This is a genomic window from Streptomyces sp. WAC05374, from assembly GCF_004353505.1.
In the GTDB taxonomy this organism is placed as follows: Bacteria; Actinomycetota; Actinomycetes; order Streptomycetales; family Streptomycetaceae; genus Streptomyces.
Window position 1 is genome coordinate 50522 of record NZ_SMNQ01000008.1, and the last position, 19994, is coordinate 70515.

Sequence of the window (19994 nt, forward strand, 5' to 3'; positions counted from 1 at the left end):
GTGCCTGACGTTCCCTACTCGCGCACGCCCGCCATCTCGCCGGGCTTGCCGCGCAGCACCAGCCGGGCCGACAGCAGCGTGGTGACGAGGGTCAGTCCCAGCGCGGCACCGACCACCGCGACGAAGATCCACGGGGAGCCGTCCGGGACCGGCGAGCCCAGCACGCTGATGCTCAGCGGTACGAGGGTGAGCGCCGCGACCAGCACGCCGAGCACGATGCCCGCGGCGGCCACGAGGAAGGCCTCGACCGTCATCATCTGCATGACCTGCCGGCGCGTGGAGCCGATGAGCCGCTGGAGCATGAACTCCCGCCGCCGCTCGGTCGTGGAGACCACCTGGGTGTTCACCAGGGCGATGGTCGCGTACCCCACCACCATGCCGAGCAGCAGGTACGACATCCACGTCTGTGTCTCGTCCGCCTCCGCCTGCACGACGGCCAGCGCCGCCCGGTCGGCGACCCGCAGCCCGGGGTGGTCGGCCGCCAGCGCGGACAGCGACGCGGCCAGCTCGGCCCGGTCCGCGTCCGGCTCCGCCTTCACCATGATCTGCGGCAGCAGCCCGGAGTCGGTGTGCGGCACCAGGAGGGCGGCGGGCAGCAGCGCGGTCTCGTAGCCGCGCTTGCCGTCCAGCGTGGCGACCAGGGTGAGTTCGACGCGGGTTCCGTCGCCCAGCCGCATCGGCACCTTGTCGCCCAGCTTGTGGCCGGACGCCTTGGCGAACGACGTCGGCAGGGCGACCGTGTCGCCGGTCAGCTCCGACAGGCTGCCGCTGGAGGCGCGGTACGCGGTGGTCCGGTCCAGGCCGGCCGGGGTGACACCCTGCATCGGCACCTCGGTGGGCTCGGGCTCGTCGGGCTCGTCCCCCTCGTCCTCGCTGCCCGGTGCGGGCCGGCGGGGAGCGGGCGGGTCGATGTAGCCGATGGTGGAGACCTGGGCGGACGCGGCTTCCACACCGGGCCGGCTCGCGACCGTCTCCACCAGGTCCAGCGGCAGGCCGCCGCCGACGGAGGTGACGACCAGGTCGGCCCGCAGGTTCTCGCGGAACGCCCGCTCCCCGCCGCTGGACTGGGTGGTCTGGAGGTAGATCAGCGCCAGGGCCAGGCCGCTGGCGAGCATGACGGGCATCACCGCGCTCGCGAACCGGCTCGTACGGGCCTTGGCGTTGAGCGAGGCGAGCGAGCCGGCGAGGCCGGTGAAGGCACGCAGCGGTCCGCGCAGCACCGCGGTGATCATCTTGGCGAGGCCCGGACCGAGCAGGCCGAAACCGGCCGTCCAGAGCATCGCCGCCGGGGTCGCCGTGCTGCCCGCCGACGGGCCGGCCATGTTCGCGGTCACCAGGGCGAGCGCGGTGCCGCCGCCGAGGAAGAGCAGCGCGAAGACCAGCCGGGACTTGCTGAACCAGCGCTGCTGGAGGGACGCTTCGGCCAGTGCCTCGGTCGGCCGGGTGCGGGTCGCGGCCCGGGCGCCGAGGAACGCCGCGCCCAGCGCGGTCAGCAGCGCCGTGGCGACACCGACGGCCATCGGGACGAAGCCCGCGCGGAAGGCGATGGTCTCCGGGACCACACCGGCACTGGCGAAGGCGTCCAGCAGCCACCGGCCGATCATCGGACCCGGGAAGCAGGCGAGCGCGGTGGCGAACACGGCGATGAACAGGGTCTCGCCCAGCACCATCCGCCGCAACTGCGCCGGGGTGGCGCCGATCGCCCGCAGCAGCGCGGACTCCCGCTGCCGCTGGTTGAGCGACAGCCCGACCGTGCTGGAGACGACGAAGACGGTGACCGCGGCGGACAGGCCGCCGAACACGGAGGCGAGGGTGACGAGTTTGCTGCCCTCGGCGATGACGTCCGGGTTCTCCGCCCAGCCGCGTTCGTCGCCGGACAGCACCTGCACCGGGCCGTCGCCGACCGCCTTCTCGATGGCCTGCTCGACCGGTCCGAGGGCGGTTCCCGGCGCGGTGAACACGCCGATGGAGTCGGCCCGGCCGGGCCTGCCGGTCGCCTCGGCCGCCTCGGTGTCGGTCAGGAAGACCGTCGCCGGGTCGCCCGTGCCGGAGCCGGAGACCAGGGCGGTGACCTTGTGCTCCCCGGCCGTGCCGCGCACCGCCAGGCGCAGTTCCTGGCCGACCCGTACGCCGTGCTCGGCGGCGAACCGGGCGTCCAGGGCGATCTCGCCCGCCGCCGCCGGTGCCTTCCCCTGGTCGATCCGGTACGGGGCGAGGCGGGTGGACGACCAGCCGTGGCCGGTCAGCCGGGCGCCGGCCTGCCGCTCGGCCAGCACGGCGGCGGGGAACGAGACGTCCGCCACGGCGTCGGTGACGCCCGGTACCGCCTCGAGGCGCTCCACCAGGGCGGCGTCGACGCGGATGCGCTCGGGGAACATGTCGCGCCGGGTGCCGGGGTAGCGCTGGTCGCCCGTGACGACGACCTGGGCGGCGGCGAGGCGCTCGGGCGGGGCGGCCCGGTGCAGCCCCGTCTCGAAGAGGCCGCCGCATCCCACGACGATCGCCGCACCGAAGAACAGCGCGATGAACGTCGCGATGAAGCCGCCCTTGTGGAACCGCAGCGTCTTGAGTGCGAGCCTGATCATCGCCGGGCCCCCCGGCCGTGCGGGGCGGCACCCGGGGCGGCGGCGGGCTCGTTGCCCCAGGCGCCGAGGTGGGTCATGCGCTCGGCGACCTGGTCGGCGGTCGGCCGGTCCAGGGCGCTGACGATCCGTCCGTCGGCCAGGAACAGCACACGGTCGGCGTGCGCGGCGGCCATGGGGTCGTGGGTGACCATCACGATGGTCTGCCCGGCCCACTGGACGGCCTCGCGCAGCAGCGTGAGCACCTCGCGGGCGGTGTACGTGTCCAGGGCGCCGGTGGGTTCGTCGCCGAAGATGACGGCGGGCTTGGTGATCAGCGCCCGGGCGATGGCGACGCGCTGCTGCTGGCCGCCGGAGAGTTCGCCGGGCCGGTTGCCCCGGCGGGCCGACAGGCCGACGCGCTCGATGACCTCGTCGACCTCGGCCCGCTTGGGGCGGCGGCCGGCGAGGCGCAGCGGCAGGGTGACGTTCTCGACCACGTTGAGCGCCGGCAGCAGGTTGAACGCCTGGAAGATGAAGCCGATGCGCTCGCGGCGGAGCTTGGTCAGCTCCTTCTCGCCGAGCGGGGAGAGGTCCACGCCGTCCAGCAGCACGGTTCCCGAGGTCGGCCGGTCCAGCCCGGCGGCGCAGTGCAGGAAGGTGCTCTTGCCGGAACCGGAGGGGCCCATGACGGCCGTGAAGCTGCCGCGCGGTAAGCCGATGGTCACCCCGTCCAGCGCGGCCACCTGGTTCTTCGAGCCGCCGTACACCTTGCGTACGGAGTCGAGCTTGACGACCTCGTAGCCGGCGCCCTGGGGTGCGTGGGCGTGCGGGCTCGGTGTCCCGTTCATGAGCGGTGTCCTCCGTGTGCGGTGGGCCCGGCGGCCGGGCGTGATCGGGTGAGCGAGAGCGGGCCGGGCGCGGCGAGGACCTGCTTGGCCTCGGCGAGCGGGTCCGGCGGGGGGCGGAGCAGGCAGTGCGCGACGGTCAGGTGGAGCCGGGCGGCCGCCACCACGGCGTACGAGGCGTACATGGCCAGGACGAGGAAGACGGCCGACGCCACCAGCGCGGCCGGCCAGGTGTCGATCCAGATCCCGGCGCCCGTGCCGTCCGACCGGCCGAGCCGCACCCCGTCCGCGAAGGTCCCGTCCGCCTGCCGGGATTCGACGGCCCAGAACCACAGGGGCAGGGACACCCCGGTGAGCAGGGGCAGCCAGACCGCCAGCGTGAGCGCGTCCAGGAGCAGCAGGAACGGGTGGAGCAGGATCAGGTAGCAGCAGTCGCGGTAGAAGGCGGGATCGGTGCAGCGGGCCTTCAGGTGCCCGGCGAGCCCCGGTTCCGTGACCTCCTGGTAGGCGTACGGGATCGGCGCGTCGACCAGGACGGCCCGGCCGCGCTCGACCTGGGCGCAGCACCGGACCACCCACACCGAGCCGATGGTGAGCGCCACCGTGACCGTGAGCTGGCTGAAGACCGCGCCCACGAGGACGGCGGCGGTCGCCACGGCGAAGAACACCGTGCCGGCCACCAGGTACCCGGCGAGGTACCCGGTCGCCCGCCAGGGTGCGGCGGACAGCAGCATGCGCGGTGCGCTGCCCTGCCGCGGCAGGCGCCGCGCGGGCCGCAGCGATGCCCGGAGCGACGCCGCCACCGAGGGCCGCCGCGCCCGTGCGGCTCCGGCGCCGCCGCCGACGGGTGCCCTCCCGGCGGCGGGGCCGCGGGACGCCTTGGGGGCAGGGCCCCCGGACGCCGCCCACGCGGGGGTGCGGCGGGGGCTGCCGGAGCGGGTGCCGGGTGCCGTGCCGTACGGGGTGCCCGGGCGGGTGGCCGGGGTGCGGCCGAACGCGGTGCCCGGGACGGTGCCCGGGACGGCGGTGGACGGCGCGCCGCGGGTGGTCTCGGGGGGCGGTGGTGCCCCCGCGCCCGGCGGGGTGTCGGGGGTCATCCCACACTCCGCAGCAGGGTCTCGATGGACTCGAGCCGGGCGTCGAGCGCGCCCAACTGCCGCCGCAGGGCTTCGTGTCCGGCGCCGGCCTCCTCCGCGAGCCTGCGGTACGAGGCCATGGCGACCGCGTCCGCGCGGTGGCGCTGGAGCCGGAAGTAGGCGACCACACTGAGGGTGCTGCCACCGGCGATGATCAGGATGATGGCGATCGTGATGACGGCGCCGGTCATGTGGGGATTCCCTTCACGTCACTGACTGTGCCTTCCGTGTCCGCCGCCACGGCCGCGGCTATCGTCCGGGCGTTCACCCGCAGGTCGAACGGCGCCAGTTCGAAGTACTTCAGGGCCTTGCCGGTCTTGGACAGCTCCAGGCTGCCGACCACCAGGCCGGCCTTCTCCAGCCGCTCCAGGTGCATGTACAGCAGCGGTCTCGACATCCCCAGGCGGCGGGCCAGCTCGCTGACGTACATCCGCCCCCCGGCGATCTCCGCGATCACCCGGAGGCGCTGTGCGTGGCCCACGGCGGCGAGCACGGCCAGCAGCTCCTCGCTCGTCATGGTCCACGCCCTCTCACTGCCGGAAGCATGTCAGTCGAGACTTACACATGCCTTTGGAGGCTGTCAAACGTCACGCGGGACCTTCTCCTGTATTGGACAGCACGAAGGCCCGGCCCCCGGAGAGGGGAACCGGGCCCGGGCGTGACGGACCGTCACATGGCGGACCAGGAACGGAACTGCCGCTGCCCGTACAGGAGCGGGGGCCGCGCGTGCCGCTCGACGATGTGGCGCGCCGAGCCGAACACGGTGACGTGGCTGCCGATCTTCTGGGTCAGGACGACGTCGCAGTCCGCCACGGTGTGCGCGTCCCGCGAGAGGTGGGGGCCCGCCATGTCCGGCGTCTGCTCCCAGGGGAGGAGGTCGAAGCGGCGCGGGTTGCCCGAGGCGAAGAGCTCGGCGGCGTCCCGGGCGCCCTCGTGCAGCAGGTTGACCGCGAACACGCCGCTCTTCATGATCGCCTCCAGCGTCGGGCTGCCGTCGCGGAGGCAGACCAGCAGGGTGGGCGGGTCGAGCGACACGCTGCACACCGAGGAGCAGGTCATCCCGCGCGGCGCGCCCTCGTGGTCGGTGGTGGTCACCACGCAGACACCGGTGGGGAAGCCGCTCATCATGGCCCGGAAGCCGTCGGGGGTGGCCGGGGCGGAGACGGGCGGGGCGGTGGGGGTCGGGGTCCGTATCGCGGGGTCGGTCATCGCGTACCGCTTTCTGTCTCTACGGGAAGCTTGTCGCGGTCGGAACGGTGCCGGGCCGGGCGTTCCCCGGGCCGTCGTCCGGTGAGGCGCTCCGTGCGGCGCCGTGCGCGGCGCCCGTCGCGGCGGTCGAGCACGTTCAGCAGCGGGCCGGTCATGGCGGTCGTGACCAGGGCCATCACCACCAGCGCCAGCACCAGCGGGGGCGACAGGATGCCGGCGCTCAGACCCGCCTGGAGCACGATCAGCTCGGTCAGGCCCCGCGTGTTCACGAGCGCGCCGATCCGCCACGCGGTGCCGCGCGGCAGGCCGCCGAGGCGGGCACCGGCGTAACCGCCGAACAGCTTGCCCGCGCAGCCGAGCACCACGGCCACCACGATCAGCGGCCAGGAGGCGGCGGAGAACGCGCCGGTCAGCACGGTGATGCCGGTGACCACGAAGAACGCGGGCGCCAGGGCGCGGCCCGACCGGGACACCGTGGACACCGCGCCGGCCCAGGGGGCCCGCTCGTCGCCGGGCACGGCCAGCCCGACCAGGGCCGCACCGAGGATGGCGGTCATGCCCATGTGCTCCATGGCCAGTGCCACGCCCAGCGCCGAGGCGCCGAGCGCCACCGCGGCGCTCCGCGGCAGCCGTACGCAGAACCGGCGCGCCGCGCGGGTGCGCAACGCGTACCGGATCGCCAGCGCGCACACCACGCCGAACAGCAGCGCCCGCGCGGAGTTCAGCGACCCGGACAGGTCGCCCGCACCGAGGCTGATCGCGACGGTGAGCATCAGCCAGCCGACCGCGTCGATGGCGATGGCCGACGCCAGCGCGAGCCGGCCCGCCGCCGACTCGCCCATGCCCCGGTCCGCCAGGATGCGGGACAGCACCGGAACAGCGGTGATCGACATGGCCACCGCGACCATCAGCACGAACGCGGGCAGCGGTGCGCCGCCGCGGACCGCCGGGCCGGCGGTGAGGAGCACCCATCCGGTGAGCAGCAGACCGGTGAGCAGGGGAGGCACCAGGGAACCGGCGGCGACCCAGGTGACGGTCCGGCGCGGCGGCCGGTCCGGGCCGATGCGGAGTTTGTGCGCGAGGCCGACGAGGAAGAGCACCAGGCCGATCTCGCCGAAGAGTTTGAGCAGGTCGAACACGGGGCCGGGCAGCAGCGCGTCGAGGGCGGTCTTGCCGAACAGGGCGATCACGGCGGGCCCGGCCAGCAGGCCCACCGTGATCTCCCCGATGACCTCCGGCTGACGCAGCCGCCGGGCGGCCGACCTGCCCGCCGCTGCGAGCAGCAGGACGACGGCGAGCGCCGTCACCGCGTGCGTGACCCGCAGCAGGAGGTCCAGGACGTCCATGACGTGGGGGGTCCTTCCCGATCAGCTCGTCGCGGGGTCAGCTCAGCCGGGTGAAGTAGTCGTACGCCTTGGGCAGCACCTGGGTCAGCCGCTGCGTCTTCTCCCGGATCTGCTCGAACTCCCGCTGGGCGGCTGCGCCGTCGGCCAGGGCCAGCGCGGGGGAGGGCTTGAGCTCGATGCCGCCCATGCCGAGCAGGATGCACATGTACGAGTACGGCGGGAGCCCGTGGTAGTACGGGTAGACCGTCTCCGAGTCGGGAAGCTGTACCTTCCACTTCTCGATGCGCTCGGCCAGGGAGTCGGGGATCTTCCGGGTCTTGGTGTCGCGCCAGTACTGCGTGTCGTTGCGCTTCGCGGCCACGTAGTGCAGCACCAGGAATTCCCGTACGCCGTCCATCACATGGGAGATGGCGCTGTTGTACAGGTCGCGGTGCGTCTCGTTCCAGTCCGCGGCCGGGAAGTTCTTGACGAGCTGCTCGATGGCGTGGTGGATGAAGAAGATACCGGTGGATTCCAGCGGCTCCACGAATCCGCTGGAAAGGCCGATGGCCACGCAGTTCTTTACCCACGAATTCCGGCTGCGGCCGATGCGCATACGGATGTGATTGGCCTCGACATCGGCGGCGGCGGGTCCGACGAATTCGCGGAGCGTGCGCTCCGCCTCCTCCGGGGAGAGGTAGTCCTTGGCGTACACGTATCCGGTGCCGACACGGCCCGTCAGCGGAATCGTCCAGATCCATCCGGCGTCCTGGGCGGTCGCCGTGGTGCAGGGGAGAATGCCGCGGCGCTCCATGTCCATGGGCACCTGGAGCGCGACCGCGCTGTCATTGGGAAGGGTGTCCTGGTAGGAGATGAACGGCTCCTCCAGGGCCTGGTTCACCAGCAGGCCGCGGAATCCGGTGCAGTCGATGAACAGGTCGCCGGTGAGGTCGCCGTGCTCGGCCGTGCGCACCTTCGAGATCCAGCCGCGGTCGTCCAGGGAGACCTCGCGGACGTCGTCCACGATGTGCGTGACGCCGCGCTCGACGGAGTACGTCGTCAGGTACTTGGCGAGCAGCGCGGCCTCGAACTGGTACGCGTAGGGGAACTGCGTCTTGCCCTGGTGCTCGGACATCGTCAGGCCCTGCATCTCGTCCGCGCCCTCGTCGAAGGGCTGGTCGATCAGGGTGCCGTCCCGGTGGCGGGGGCTGAGGCCGGCGTCGATGACGGAGGCCATCACGAAGCAGTCCTTGTCGAACCGGTCCGTCGGGCCCTGCTTGAGCCACCAGTCGGTGAGCGGGAAGCCGTTGACCGACCGCATCTGCTCGAAGGGGTGGTAGAAGTAGTGGCCCTTCTCGCGCCAGTTCTCGAACCGGACGGCGAGCTTGTACGTGGCGTTGCATGCCGGCATCCAGTCCTTCTCCTTGAGCCCGAGGAACTCGAAGAAGTGGCGGATGTCGCTGAACGTGGCCTCGCCGACGCCGACCGCGCCGATGTTCCCGGATTCCACGAGCGTGATGTTTATTCGGTCACCGAACGCGGCCTTGAGGTAGGAGGCCGTCATCCAGCCCGCCGTCCCGCCGCCCACGATCACTACGTTGTTGAGCACTGATTACTCCCGTCGGTAGCTCCACGAGTTCCGGTTCCGGAAGGCCGGATTTCCGGTCGCCGATGGCACCGGCCCGACCGTGCATTTCTCGGGGTGGCGCCACCGATGAAGAACCCTAGGCAGGCGCGGAAGGGCGGAACAGATCATTAAGCGTTGGACGAAAATCGCAGGCCGTCACCATGCTTGACGCGATGTCAGCACTGTGTCAGCGGGAAGCGGCAACATTGCCGCGCGAATGGTGGCGGGCGTCGGCCCAGTGGCGTACCGCACCGGGGTGGCAACGGGTCGCCCGCATACTGCAATGGAGTTGTGCATGACACAGCAAGTCCATGTCCCGCCGTTCGCCGTGATTCCCGGCGCCCAGGTGGACCGTGTGCTGTCCGGCAACGAGAAGGGCACCGTCGACCTGGTGGAGGCGGCGTACCGGGTGCACGGCGAGGGCGACACGGTCAACCCGCCCTCGTACTTCCTGCGCTTCCCCGACCGCCCCTCCGCACGCATCATCGCCCTGCCCGCGTCGATCGGCGGCGGTACGCGGGTCGAGGGGCTGAAGTGGATATCGAGCTTCCCGCAGAACGTGGGCCGCGGCATCCCCCGCGCCTCGGCGGTGCTGGTGCTCAACGACTACGACACGGGCTACCCGTTCGCCTGTCTGGAGAGCTCCATCATCAGCGCGGCCCGCACCGCCGCCTCGGCGGCGCTGGCGGCCGACCGGCTCTCCCGCGGCCGCACCCGGCCGGCCCGGGTGGGCTTCGTGGGGACCGGGCTCATCGCCCGGCACATCCACACCTATCTGGCCCGGACCGGCTGGGACTTCGACGAGGTGGGCGTCCACGACCTGTCCGCCGAGCACGCCGCCGGCTTCCGCTCGTACCTCGGGGAGAGCGGGGTGCGGGGCCGGATCACCGTGCACGAGCGCGCCGAGGACCTGGTGCGCGGCAGCGACCTGGTGGTGTTCGCGACCGTCGCCCCGGCCCCGCACGTCACCGACCCGGACTGGTTCACGCACAATCCGCTCGTCCTCAACGTCTCGCTGCGCGACCTGGCTCCCGAGGTGCTGCTCGCCTCGGCGAACGTGGTCGACGACGTCGAGCACTGCCTGAAGGCCGACACCTCCCCGCACCTGACCGAGAAGCTCACCGGCGGGCGGGACTTCATCGACGGGACGCTGTACGACGTGCTGACCGGGCGGCTGACGATGCCCGCCGACCGGCCCGTGGTCTTCTCCCCGTTCGGGCTCGGCGTCCTCGACCTCGCCGTCGGCAAGCACGTGTACGACATGGTGCGCGCCGGCGGGGACCTTCACGTCGTCGACGGCTTCTTCCACGAGATCGACCGCTACGGGCGCGCCGGCGAGGCCGGCGGCCGTACCTGAGACGGGGTGGTCCCAGTGCCCGTGATCTCCGCGCCGGAGGACTTCCATGTGGACGATCTCTATGTGGACCTCCGGCCGGCCCTCGACACAGCGCTCTACCTGAAGTGCGAGGGCTTCAACTTCGCCGGCTCCATCAAGCTGAAGGCCGCGGCGTCGATGATCGCCGACGCCGAGAGCAGAGGGGCGCTCACCGGCGACTCGGTCATCGTGGAGTCCTCGTCGGGGAACCTCGGTGTCGCCCTCAGCATGATCGCGGCCGACAAGGGTTACCGCTTCCTGTGCGTCACGGACACCCGCTGCAATCTGGTCACCCGGCGGCTGATGGAGGCGATGGGCGCCCAGGTGCACATCATCACCGAGCCCCATCCGGAGACCGGCTTCCTGGGCGCCCGGCTCGACCACGTACGCCAGCTCTGCGCGTCCGACGACCGCCACCTGTGGCTGAACCAGCACGCCAACCCGTACAACTGGCTGGCCCACTACCGCACCACCGCCCCCTCGATCGCCACCCACTTCCCCGACCTCGACGTGCTGTTCGTCGGCGCGGGCACCACGGGCACGCTCATGGGCTGCGCGCGCTACTTCAAGGAGTCCGGCCGTCCGGTGACGGTGGTGGCCGTCGACTCGGTCGGCTCGGTCACCTTCGGCGGCCCGCCCGGGCTGCGGATGATCCCGGGGCTGGGCGCGGGCGTACGGCCGCAACTGCTCGACGAGTCGTTCGTGGACGACGTGGTGCACGTCCCGGAGGTGGAGGCGATCCGGGTCGCCCACCGGCTGGCGACGGCCGGCTTCCTGTTCGGCGGCTCCACCGGGACGGTCATCGCGGGGGCCTCGGGGTGGCTCGCGGAGCACCGGCCGGACGGGCGGGCGACGGCGGTGGCGATCTCGCCGGACCTGGGGGAGCGGTACCTGGACTCGGTGTACCAGACCAACTGGGTCAGTGACATCTACGGCTCGCACGCGCTGGACCGGGACGCGCTCCGGTCCCGCTGACGACCGTCGCCGCAGGTCAGTACGGCTCCCGTCGCCCCCAGGTGACGGGAGCCGTGTCGTTGTGCCCGCGTCCGGAGGCGTCGGGACCGCGCCAACCGGAACCGATCCGGCCACCGTGCGGGCTTACGGTTGACGCATCTCACCATCACCTGTCATCGTCGACTTACACCCGTTGGGCGGTCATGACGACCCTGAAGGAGCTGGGACAGTGAAGAAGCAGCCGATCACCGTGAGGGTGGCGAGCTGGAGCGCCTTGAACCCGGGGCGTGCGATCGCCACATGGTTCGCGTTCGTGGCCCTGTGCCTGGCCGTGGGCATCGCGGTGGGTACCAACAGCGCGGTCGCCAAGGACTACCAGGTGGGCGAGTCCGGCCGGGCCGAGGCCATCGCCACCGCGGCGGGCCTGGAGCGCAAGCCGACCGAGCAGATCATGTTCAGCGCCCGGTCCGGCGCGCTGGACGAGGCGAAGGCCCGCGAGGCGGCCCAGGACCTGACCGGCCGGATGAAGGGGCTGCCCGAGGTCCTCGAGGTCGAGGAGCCGGTGCTCTCCGGGAACGGCCGGATGCTCATGGTCGAAGTGACCATGAAGGGCGTCAAGCGCGAGGCGATGAAGCACGTCGACCCGCTCCAGGAGCAGACGGCCGCGGTGCAGAAGGCCAACCCCGACCTCGTCGTCGAGGAGACCGGTGACGCCTCGGTCAGCAAGGGCCTGAACAAGCAGCGCAGCGACGACCTCGCCCAGACCGAGATGATCACCTTCCCGGTCACCCTGGTCACCCTGCTGATCGTGTTCGGCTCGCTCGTGATGGTCGGCGTCCCGCTGCTGCTGGCGCTCTCCTCGATCGCCGCCGCGGTCGGCCTGTCCATGGTGGTCTCCCACCTGATCCCCGACGCGGGCGTCGGCATGAACGTCATTCTGCTCATCGGCATGGCGGTCGGCGTCGACTACACGCTCTTCTACCTCAAGCGCGAGCGCGAGGAACGCGACAAGGCGGCGGGCACGCTCAGCCCCGAGGCGCTCGTCGGCATCGCCGCCGCGACCGCCGGACGCGCCATCATCGTCTCCGGCCTCGCGGTGATCATCTCCAGCGCCACCCTGTTCCTGGCCACCGACATCATCTTCTCCTCGCTGGCCACCGCCACCATCCTCGTGGTCTTCGTCGCCATGGTCAGCTCGGTGACCGTCCTGCCCGGCCTGCTCGTCAAGATCGGCCGGCGCACCGACCGCCGCGCCGCCCGCGCCGCGGCACGCGGCAAGCAGCTCCGCCAGCGGCACCCCGAGCGCACCGGCCGGGTGTTCACCGCCCTGCTGAACCCGGCGCGCAAGCACCCGGTGGCCACGCTGATCGTGTCCACACTGGTCATGGTCGGCCTGGCGCTGCCGGCGTTCGGCATGGAGCTGCGCGTACTGAACAAGGACACGCACTCCCGCGCCATCCCCGAGATGCAGACCTACGACAAGCTCAACGACGCCTTCCCGGACCGCCGTTCCGAGCACTGGGTCGTCGTACGCGCCGAGGACGACCGGAAGGCCGAGGTCGCCACGGCACTCGACGCGCTCGCCCAGCGCGCCAAGGGCGACCCGATGTTCTCCAAGAACCCCCCGGCCGTGGAGACGTCGAAGGACGGACGGGTCAGCGTGATGACCCTCGCCGTGCCGCACCGGCTCAGCTCGCCCGAGGCGACCGGCTCCCTGGAACACCTGCGCCAGGACTACCTGCCGGCCACGCTCGGCACGGTGGAGGGCGCCGAGTACGGCGTCGACGGGCCGGTCGCGGTCGACGTCGACTACCTCAAGCACCAGAACGACAAGCTGCCGATCGTCGTCGGGTTCCTGCTGCTGCTGACCTTCCTGATGACCGTGCTGGTCTTCGGCTCGATGGTCATCGGCCTGGTGGGCGTCCTGCTCAACCTGCTGTCCGTCGGCGCGGCCTTCGGCCTGGTGGTCGTCTTCTTCCAGTGGGGCCTGGCCTCCACCGTCTTCGGGTTCGACGAGAGCGCCACCAACGCCATCGGCTCGCGGGTGCCCCTCTTCCTCTTCGTGATCCTCTTCGGCCTGTCGATGGACTACCAGGTCTTCGTCGTCAGCCGCATCAAGGAGGCGGCGCTGAACGGGGTGCCCACGCGGCAGGCGGTCCTCGACGGCATCGAGAAGTCGGCCAAGGTCGTCACCAGCGCGGCCATCGTGATGGTCACCGTCTTCGCCAGCTTCATGTTCCTGCACCTGGCCGAGATGAAGCAGATCGGCTTCAGCCTCGCGGTCGCCGTCCTCCTGGACGCCTTCATCATCCGCGTCATGATCCTGCCCTCGGCCCTGATCCTGCTGGGGGACGCCAGTTGGTGGCCCTCCACGAAGATGCGGCGCGCCCGGCGCGCCGCCGTACCGGGAACCGGTGAGGGCCACGCGGCCACCACCACCGCCCCGGCGGCTCACCTCCGCTAGCCGCCGGGCCACAGACGGGCGTCGGACCGGGTCCCCCGCCGGTTCGGCGCCTGTTCCCGTTCGCCCCATACCATTTCGGTACGCGAACACCGCCGAGATGGTATTTCCTCCGGTCGAGTGATCCTGGGCAGAATTTCCAGCGGCTGCCGATAGCTATGGGGGTTTCAGGACGTGGAGATCAACCTGCTGGGATCGCTTTACCTGACACAAGGACGCGAGCAGTACACCATGGCGTCGAAGCGGGCAAGTGTCGTATTGACGCTGCTGGCTCTCTCGCCCGGTTCGCCGGTCCTCTTCGACCAGATCGTGGACGAGTTGTGGGCGGACCGGTCGATGACCAACGCGCGCAACGCACTCCAGGCCAACGTCGGACGACTGCGCAAATTCCTGAAGATGGTCACGGGCCGGGACGGCGACGCGCTCGTCCGAACGGTGGGCAGTGGTTACGTCCTCGATGTCCCGGCCCATGTCGTGGACGCACACAGGTTTGTCGAGTTGGCCGATACGGGCGCCGCACTCGTCCACCGCGACCCGGCCGAAGCCGTTGTGCGGCTCGAATCGGCACTCGCCCTGTGGCGCGGCCCGGCCCTCCTGGACACCTGTGACGGCCTGCGCTGCCGGGTCCAGGCGGCCCACCTGGAGGAGCGCCGGATCACCGCGTACGAGGACCTCACGGCGGCCCGGCTGCGGGTCGACGCGGAACGCGTTCCGCTGGCCGAATTGCGCCAACTTGCCATTGAGCACTCGGGTCGTGAGCGGCTCAGTGAGCTGCTGATGCTCGCGCTCTACCGCGACGGCCGGCAAGCGGAGGCCCTCGAGGTCTTCCACGGCGCGCGCCGCCGCCTCGCCGACGATCTCGGCCTGGAGCCGGGGCGCGGGCTGCACCGTGCCTACCAGGCGATCCTCACCCAGGACGACGTCCTGGGCGAGCCGCGCCAGGTGCTGCTCCACGCCGGCCGCGCATAGCGGCCCTCCGGGCCCCCGGGGTCCGTCCCCGTCCGATCCGTGTTCACACCGCATTCATTCGGGGCAAACCTTGTGAAGTCCCCGTGGAGAAAAGTGCGGTGGACGCGCTCTGGGCGTCCTGTTAGCGTGTGAATCACCTCGGCATTTTCATGCCGGGGTATCGCACGTTGAGCATTCGGGTGCACGGGGGTAATGTGAACATAGAGTTACGGCATGCCAGAATAGTGACCGTCATAGAGCGGGTCGGAAGCATTTCGAAGGCGGCGACCGAGCTGAGCGTCCCGCAATCCAGCCTGACCGCACAGTTGAGACGGATTGAAAATGCCGTGGGCGGCAGACTGTTCGTACGGTCCTCCGCCGGTGTCGTTCCCACCTCGCTGGGCGAACGGCTCATCCCCATGCTCACCGAACTCGTCCAGCGCGCCGACATGGTGATTGTCGAGGCGGCCGCCCACGCCTCGAAAGTCTTCCGTTTCGGAAATTCCGAGTGGACGCCACCGTCCCTGCACAGCGCCCTCCAGTCCTCCCTGCCCTCCACGGAGGTGCAGACCGAGACGCTCAGCCCCGCCGCCGCCGTGGACGCGGTGCGCCGCGGCTGGCTCAGCGCCGCGCTGGTGCCCTGCATGTCCCTCGTCGAACCGGACGACACCACCGAACTGGCCCTCGACACCGCCGTCATCGTGCGCGAACCGGTCTGGCTCGCCGTGCCCCGGGGCCATCCGCTGTCCGACGGGCCGGCCGTGGAGACCCGCCACCTCGCCTCCCTCAACTGGGTCCGCTACGCCCGCGACCACTGGTTCCACCCCATCGAGAAGCAGCTCTTCACCCGGTTCCCGCGCACCGAACCCGAGGTGCTGCACTACGTGGACGGCCACCACGAGGCCATGAGCTGGGTGCGCGACGCCAACGCGGCCGCCCTCACCACCCCCACCGGCGCTACCAGCGACGTCTCCCTGGTGCCCATCTCCGGGACGGAGAGCACCGAGATGGTCATGGTCTGGCGCAGCGGCTCCGTCGCCCGCGCCACCCTGGCCCGGCTCGTGGAGACCGTGCGCGGCTACTACTGCGCGTACGCCCGGACGATCCCCCGCTACTGGGACTGGATGAAGGAACACCCGGCCGACTTCCCCGAGTTGCTGCGCTACCTCAGGACCGTCTGAGCGCTGTCAGCCGGCCATCAGCCCGCTGTCAGGGTGGTTCGCCAGCATCGTCGGCATGACGACAGCGAACCGCGTGGACGCCGACGGCCGTGCCACGATCAAGGAAATTATCTGCGACATCCTCGAGATCGACGCGGAGGAGATGACCGACACCAGCCGCTTCAAGGAGGACCACGAGGCGGACTCGATGGGCGCCATCGAGATCCTCTCGCAGCTCGAGCGCGCCTTCGGGATCGACATCGACCAGGCCGAACTGGCCCGGATGGTCAACCTCGAGGGCGTCGTCACCGTCGTCGACGAAGCCGTGGCGGCCAAGGCGGCCTCCCACTAGCCATCGGCACCGGACGACGGGAGCGCAAGGTGTACGACAACGACCAGCGGCCGCCGCGCCGAGTGGTGATCACCGGGCTCGGCACGGTCAGCAGCATCGGGCTCGGCGTCACGGCCTTCCTGGACGGACTGCGGTCCGGACGCAGCGGGGTCAAGCCGATCACCGCCTTCGACACGACGGGTTTCGCGCACGCCAACGGGTGCGAGGTCGACGACTTCGACCCGGCCGAGTGGATCCGGCGGGTCGACCCCGACGAGCTCGGGCGGGCCACACAGTTCTCCGTCGCCGCGGCCCACATGGCGGTGGCGGACGCGGGCCTGACCCTGGAGGAACTCAGGGCGCGCCGGGCGCTGGTCTCCGTCGGTACCACCGACGCGGAGTCCCGCGACCTCGACGCCCTCGTGGACGTCCAGCTCAAGGACGGCCCCGAGCAACTGCCGCCCGGCGTGGTGCGCCGGGCGCAGGCGGGCCGGCTGTCCACCGGCATCGTGCGGGAACTGGGCCTCACCGACGTGGAGGCCCTCACCCTGCCCACGGCCTGCGCGGCCGGCAACTACGCCATCGGCAGCGGCTTCGACGCCATCCGCGGCGGCGAGGTGGAGGTCGCCCTGTGCGGCGGCGCCGACGCGGTGTGCCGCAAGACGTTCGCCGGGTTCTACCGGCTCGGCACCATCGCACCCGAGGTGTGCCAGCCGTTCGACAAGGACCGCAAGGGCATCCTGACCGGCGAGGGCGCCGGCATCCTGCTGATGGAGAGCCTCGAGTCGGCGCGGGCGCGCGGCGCCCGGGTCTACGCCGAGGTCCTGGGGTACGGGCTCAACTGCGACGCCCACCACCCCGTCGCCCCCGACCAGGGCAGCCTGGCCCGGTGCATGGAGGTCGCGCACCGCAACGCGGGGGTCAAGCCCGAGGACATCGACTTCATCTCCGCGCACGGCACCGGCACCCGGGCCAACGACGTGACGGAGGCCGGGGCCATCCGGCAGGTCTTCGCCACGCCCCCGCCCACCATCTCCATCAAGTCGATGATCGGCCACTCCATGGGCGCGGCCAGCGCCCTCGCCTCGGCCGCCTGTGCGCTGGCCCTCACCGAGGGCTTCATCCCGCCCACCATCAACCACCGGGAGACCGACCCCGAGTGCGGCCTGGACTGCGTGCCCAACGAGGCGCGGCCCGCCGAACTGAACGTCGTGCAGAACAACGCGCTCGCCTTCGCGGGCAACAACGCCGTGCTGATCCTCGGCCGCTACCGGGAGGCGGAGTGATGTCCCCACTGGTCCTCACCGCCTGGTCGGCGGTCTCCCCGTACGGCGTCGGCAGCGGGCCCTTCACCGAGGGCGTCAACGCCGGGCGCAGCGCCGTCGCGACGCTGGACCGCACCGCGTTCCCCGGCCCCTTCGACCGGGGCGGTCTCGTCCCGGACTTCACCGCCGCCGAGTACGTCGGCCGCAAGGGCACCCGGACGATGGACCGGGTGACGGCCATCGCGGTGACCGCGGTCGGCCGGCTGCTGGCGTCCTGCGACGCCGAACCGGTCCAGCGGCCCGAGCAGACCGCCCTCGTCCTGGGCACCGGCTCCGGCAGCGTCCAGAGCATCATGGACTTCACCCGCGACTCCCTGGCCGGCGAGCGCCCGTACCACGTCGACCCGGCCCGCTTCCCGAACACCGTGATGAACCGCGCCGCCGGGCAGAGCGCCATCTGGCACGGCATCAAGGGCCCCAACACCACGGTCGCGGGCGGCTGGCTCACCGGCCTGCTCGCCCTCAGCTACGCGGTGCGGCTGCACCGCGGCGGGCACTGCGCCCGGGTGCTGTGCGGCGCCGCCGAGGAGTACTCCACCCAGCGGGCCTGGCTGGAGTGGCACGGCCGCACCGCCGAGGAGCGGTCCGCACCGCTCGGCGAGGGCAGCGCGGTGTTCCTGCTGGAGACGCCCGAGGACGCGGCGGCCGCCGAGCGGGCACCGCTGGCCAGGATCCGCACGACCCGCTTCCGGGCGTACGGGGAGCAGGGCGAGGCGCGGGCCGCACTCGCCGCCTGTGTGCGCGACGCCCTCGAGACCACCGGCGTGGCCGCCGAGGACGTCCGCCTGGTGGCCCCGCTCGGCGCCGGCGGTGAGCTGGCCGCCCTGGAGGAGGCCGGGGTCACCGACGCGCTCGGCGCGACGGACGTCCGCTGGATCCGCTGCCGCCCTCTGCTCGGCGACACCTCGGCCGCCTCCACCAGCCTGCAACTGGCCGCCGTCCTCGCCGCCGCCGGCCCGTCCGGCCTCGCGCCCGGCGAAGCGGCCCTGGTCACCGGCATCGAACGCGACGGCACCGTGGGCTGCGCCCTGCTGTCCGGCGCCTGACCGGCCCCACCACCGCCACCCCCCACGGCCCCGGCCGCCCGGGGCAGCCGCCCCGGGTGCGCCGGGGCGGCTGCCTGCCCGCGCGCGGAAGGCACCGTCACAGTCAAGGAGACATCAGCATGTCAGCGAACGACCGCCCCGTCGCCCTGGTGACCGGAGGCTCCCGGGGAATCGGCCGCCACGTGGTGACCCGGCTCGCCCGGGACGGGTACGACGTGGCGTTCTGCTACCAGTCGAACAAGGAAGCCGCCGACGCCGTGGCCGAGGAGGCCGGCGCGGCCGGGGCACGGGTGCACACCGCGCAGGTCGACGTGGCCCGTCACGACGCCGTACGCGGCTTCGTCCGCGACAGCGAGAAGGCGCTGGGGCCGCTGGGCACCGTCGTCTCGTGCGCCGGCATCGTGCGCGACAACCCGCTGGTCATGCTTGCCGAGGAGGACTGGGACGCGGTGCTGCGGGTCAACCTCGACGGCACGTACAACGTCTGCAAGGCCGCCGTGTTCGCCATGATGAAGCGCCGCACCGGATCGGTGATCACCCTGTCGTCGGTGGCCGGCGTGTACGGCAACGCCACCCAGACCAACTACTCGGCCACCAAGGCCGGGATCATCGGCTTCACCAAGGCGCTCGCCAAGGAGTCCGGCCGCTACGGCATCCGTGCCAACGCCGTCGCCCCCGGATTCATCGAGACCGACATGCTCTCCGGCCTCGCCGACGACCACGTGGCGAAGATGACCGAACGCATCCCGCTCGGCCGGTTCGGCCGGCCCGAGGAGGTCGCCGACCTGGTCGCCTTCCTCGCCTCCGACCGCGCCACCTACATCACCGGCCAGGTCTTCGGCGTCGACGGCGGCCTCGTCGTCTGAAGCCCCCACCCACACCGGAAGGCGGGACACCCCCATGCCCAAGAAGAACAAGACGCCGCGCTTCTACTTCTCGCTGCGCAGCCCCTACTCCTGGCTCGCCCACCGGGAACTGACCGCCCGGCACCCGGAGCTGGTCGACCGGCTCCAGTGGGTGCCGTTCTTCGAGCCGGACCCCGAGAGCGCACGCCTCCTCACCGAGCAGGGCGGCACCTTCCCGTACTCCGAGATGTCCCGGGAGAAGAACCGGTACGTCCTCCAGGACGTCGGCCGCCTCACCAAGGCCCGGGGCATCACCGTGACCTGGCCCGTCGACCGGAAACCGGTGTGGGAGGTGCCCCACCTCGGCTACCTCGTCGCCGCCCGCGAGGGACGCGGCCAGGACTACATCGCCGCCTGCTACCGGGCCCGGTTCGGCGAGGGCCGCGACATCTGCGACCGCGCCACCGTCGCCCTCATCGGCGACCGGCTCGGCCTCGACCCGGAGCGGCTCGCCGGCGCGAGCGACGACCCGGAACTGCGCGCCGAGGGCGTGCGCGCCCTGCTCGACGTGTGCCGGGACGGCGTCTTCGGCGTTCCGTTCTTCGTGCACGGCTTCACCCGCTTCTGGGGACTCGACCGGTTCGACGCCTTCGTCGAGCACCTCCGCTCCCAGGCCCTGCCCGCCACCTCCGTACCCGAGCCGCTCGTCGGCGCGGTCGGCCTCGGCCGGTCGGCCGACGACGGGCACGCGGGCGGCTGCGGCTGACGGGCGTCAGCCCTGAATCAGCCCGCTGTCAGCGCGCTCGTCGACGATCGACGGTGTGAACTCGATGACCTTCGCTA

Annotated in this window: 18 protein-coding genes; 10 read left to right on the plus strand and 8 right to left on the minus strand. The window is 71.7% G+C overall.

Going from position 1 to position 19994, the window contains the following annotated elements; translation table 11 throughout:
- Positions 1-14: 14 nt before the first annotated feature.
- The 8 genes from E2B92_RS17480 to E2B92_RS17515 all read right to left on the minus strand — a co-directional run bounded on the left by E2B92_RS17480 (position 15) and on the right by E2B92_RS17515 (position 8688).
- Positions 15-2585 (minus strand): FtsX-like permease family protein, encoded by a 2571-nt coding sequence (locus tag E2B92_RS17480; RefSeq protein ID WP_126883994.1) that lies wholly within the window; start codon positions 2583-2585, stop codon positions 15-17.
- Positions 2582-3412 (minus strand): ABC transporter ATP-binding protein, encoded by an 831-nt coding sequence (locus tag E2B92_RS17485; RefSeq protein WP_126883993.1) that lies wholly within the window; start codon positions 3410-3412, stop codon positions 2582-2584. The genes E2B92_RS17480 and E2B92_RS17485 overlap by 4 nt, the downstream gene beginning before the upstream one ends.
- Positions 3409-4506, minus strand: coding sequence for a sensor domain-containing protein (locus E2B92_RS17490; RefSeq protein ID WP_133087592.1), 1098 nt, complete (start codon positions 4504-4506; stop codon positions 3409-3411). The genes E2B92_RS17485 and E2B92_RS17490 overlap by 4 nt, the downstream gene beginning before the upstream one ends.
- Positions 4503-4736, minus strand: a complete 234-nt coding sequence (locus E2B92_RS17495; protein WP_133087593.1) for a hypothetical protein — start codon at positions 4734-4736, stop codon at positions 4503-4505. The genes E2B92_RS17490 and E2B92_RS17495 overlap by 4 nt, the downstream gene beginning before the upstream one ends.
- A complete protein-coding gene (locus E2B92_RS17500) occupies positions 4733-5062 on the minus strand; it encodes an ArsR/SmtB family transcription factor (RefSeq protein WP_126883991.1) in 330 nt (109 codons plus the stop codon). Before E2B92_RS17500 ends, E2B92_RS17495 begins: the two co-directional genes overlap by 4 nt.
- 152 nt (positions 5063-5214) lie before the next feature.
- Positions 5215-5754, minus strand: a complete 540-nt coding sequence (locus E2B92_RS17505) for a flavin reductase family protein (protein ID WP_133087594.1) — start codon at positions 5752-5754, stop codon at positions 5215-5217.
- The gene (locus E2B92_RS17510; protein WP_126883989.1) at positions 5751-7100 is read right to left on the minus strand and encodes a cation:proton antiporter; all 1350 of its coding nucleotides are present in this window, start codon (positions 7098-7100) and stop codon (positions 5751-5753) included. Before E2B92_RS17510 ends, E2B92_RS17505 begins: the two co-directional genes overlap by 4 nt.
- 37 nt (positions 7101-7137) lie before the next feature.
- A complete protein-coding gene (locus tag E2B92_RS17515; RefSeq protein ID WP_126883988.1) occupies positions 7138-8688 on the minus strand; it encodes a tryptophan halogenase family protein in 1551 nt (516 codons plus the stop codon).
- Positions 8689-9001: 313 nt separating this feature from the next.
- On the opposite strand from E2B92_RS17515, the gene sbnB reads away from it, so the two are divergent.
- The 10 genes from sbnB (at position 9002) to E2B92_RS17565 (ending at position 19917) form a co-directional block, all read left to right on the plus strand.
- Complete coding sequence (gene sbnB, locus E2B92_RS17520; protein WP_126883987.1) at positions 9002-10063, plus strand: 2,3-diaminopropionate biosynthesis protein SbnB; 1062 nt, start codon at positions 9002-9004, stop codon at positions 10061-10063.
- A 15-nt stretch (positions 10064-10078) separates the two neighbouring features.
- Complete coding sequence (gene sbnA, locus E2B92_RS17525) at positions 10079-11056, plus strand: 2,3-diaminopropionate biosynthesis protein SbnA (protein WP_126883986.1); 978 nt, start codon at positions 10079-10081, stop codon at positions 11054-11056.
- 208 nt (positions 11057-11264) lie between these two features.
- Positions 11265-13499, plus strand: a complete 2235-nt coding sequence (locus E2B92_RS17530) for an MMPL family transporter (protein WP_235023863.1) — start codon at positions 11265-11267, stop codon at positions 13497-13499.
- Positions 13500-13670: 171 nt separating this feature from the next.
- On the plus strand, positions 13671-14465 hold the full coding sequence (locus E2B92_RS17535) for an AfsR/SARP family transcriptional regulator (RefSeq protein ID WP_235023864.1): 795 nt from the start codon (positions 13671-13673) through the stop codon (positions 14463-14465).
- Between the two features lie 149 nt (positions 14466-14614).
- Positions 14615-15625 carry a LysR family transcriptional regulator gene (locus E2B92_RS17540; RefSeq protein WP_235023877.1) on the plus strand — a complete coding sequence of 337 codons (1011 nt, stop codon included), beginning with the start codon at positions 14615-14617 and terminating at the stop codon, positions 15623-15625.
- Positions 15626-15680: 55 nt separating this feature from the next.
- Positions 15681-15956: an acyl carrier protein gene (locus E2B92_RS17545; protein WP_126884013.1), complete on the plus strand. Its 276-nt coding sequence runs from the start codon at positions 15681-15683 to the stop codon at positions 15954-15956.
- A gap of 29 nt (positions 15957-15985) precedes the next feature.
- On the plus strand, positions 15986-17221 hold the full coding sequence (locus E2B92_RS17550; protein ID WP_185923529.1) for a beta-ketoacyl-[acyl-carrier-protein] synthase family protein: 1236 nt from the start codon (positions 15986-15988) through the stop codon (positions 17219-17221).
- Positions 17221-18306, plus strand: coding sequence for a beta-ketoacyl synthase N-terminal-like domain-containing protein (locus E2B92_RS17555; RefSeq protein WP_126883985.1), 1086 nt, complete (start codon positions 17221-17223; stop codon positions 18304-18306). Before E2B92_RS17550 ends, E2B92_RS17555 begins: the two co-directional genes overlap by 1 nt.
- Positions 18307-18425: 119 nt before the next feature.
- Positions 18426-19172, plus strand: a complete 747-nt coding sequence (fabG, locus tag E2B92_RS17560; protein WP_126883984.1) for a 3-oxoacyl-[acyl-carrier-protein] reductase — start codon at positions 18426-18428, stop codon at positions 19170-19172.
- A 34-nt stretch (positions 19173-19206) separates the two neighbouring features.
- On the plus strand, positions 19207-19917 hold the full coding sequence (locus tag E2B92_RS17565; protein ID WP_126883983.1) for a 2-hydroxychromene-2-carboxylate isomerase: 711 nt from the start codon (positions 19207-19209) through the stop codon (positions 19915-19917).
- The last annotated feature ends 77 nt before the right edge of the window (positions 19918-19994 follow it).

Bases quoted from the DNA above. Each gene is read 5' to 3' on its own strand.
- E2B92_RS17480 (WP_126883994.1), bottom strand. From the start codon at position 2,585: ATGATCAGGCTCGCACTCAAGACGCTGCGGTTCCACAAGGGCGGCTTC.
- E2B92_RS17485 (WP_126883993.1), bottom strand. From the start codon at position 3,412: ATGAACGGGACACCGAGCCCGCACGCCCACGCACCCCAGGGCGCCGGC.
- E2B92_RS17490 (WP_133087592.1), bottom strand. From the start codon at position 4,506: ATGACCCCCGACACCCCGCCGGGCGCGGGGGCACCACCGCCCCCCGAG.
- E2B92_RS17495 (WP_133087593.1), bottom strand. From the start codon at position 4,736: ATGACCGGCGCCGTCATCACGATCGCCATCATCCTGATCATCGCCGGT.
- E2B92_RS17500 (WP_126883991.1), bottom strand. From the start codon at position 5,062: ATGACGAGCGAGGAGCTGCTGGCCGTGCTCGCCGCCGTGGGCCACGCA.
- E2B92_RS17505 (WP_133087594.1), bottom strand. From the start codon at position 5,754: ATGACCGACCCCGCGATACGGACCCCGACCCCCACCGCCCCGCCCGTC.
- E2B92_RS17510 (WP_126883989.1), bottom strand. From the start codon at position 7,100: ATGGACGTCCTGGACCTCCTGCTGCGGGTCACGCACGCGGTGACGGCG.
- sbnB (WP_126883987.1), top strand. From the start codon at position 9,002: ATGACACAGCAAGTCCATGTCCCGCCGTTCGCCGTGATTCCCGGCGCC.
- E2B92_RS17540 (WP_235023877.1), top strand. From the start codon at position 14,615: ATGCCGGGGTATCGCACGTTGAGCATTCGGGTGCACGGGGGTAATGTG.
- E2B92_RS17545 (WP_126884013.1), top strand. From the start codon at position 15,681: ATGACGACAGCGAACCGCGTGGACGCCGACGGCCGTGCCACGATCAAG.
- E2B92_RS17555 (WP_126883985.1), top strand. From the start codon at position 17,221: ATGTCCCCACTGGTCCTCACCGCCTGGTCGGCGGTCTCCCCGTACGGC.
- fabG (WP_126883984.1), top strand. From the start codon at position 18,426: ATGTCAGCGAACGACCGCCCCGTCGCCCTGGTGACCGGAGGCTCCCGG.
- E2B92_RS17565 (WP_126883983.1), top strand. From the start codon at position 19,207: ATGCCCAAGAAGAACAAGACGCCGCGCTTCTACTTCTCGCTGCGCAGC.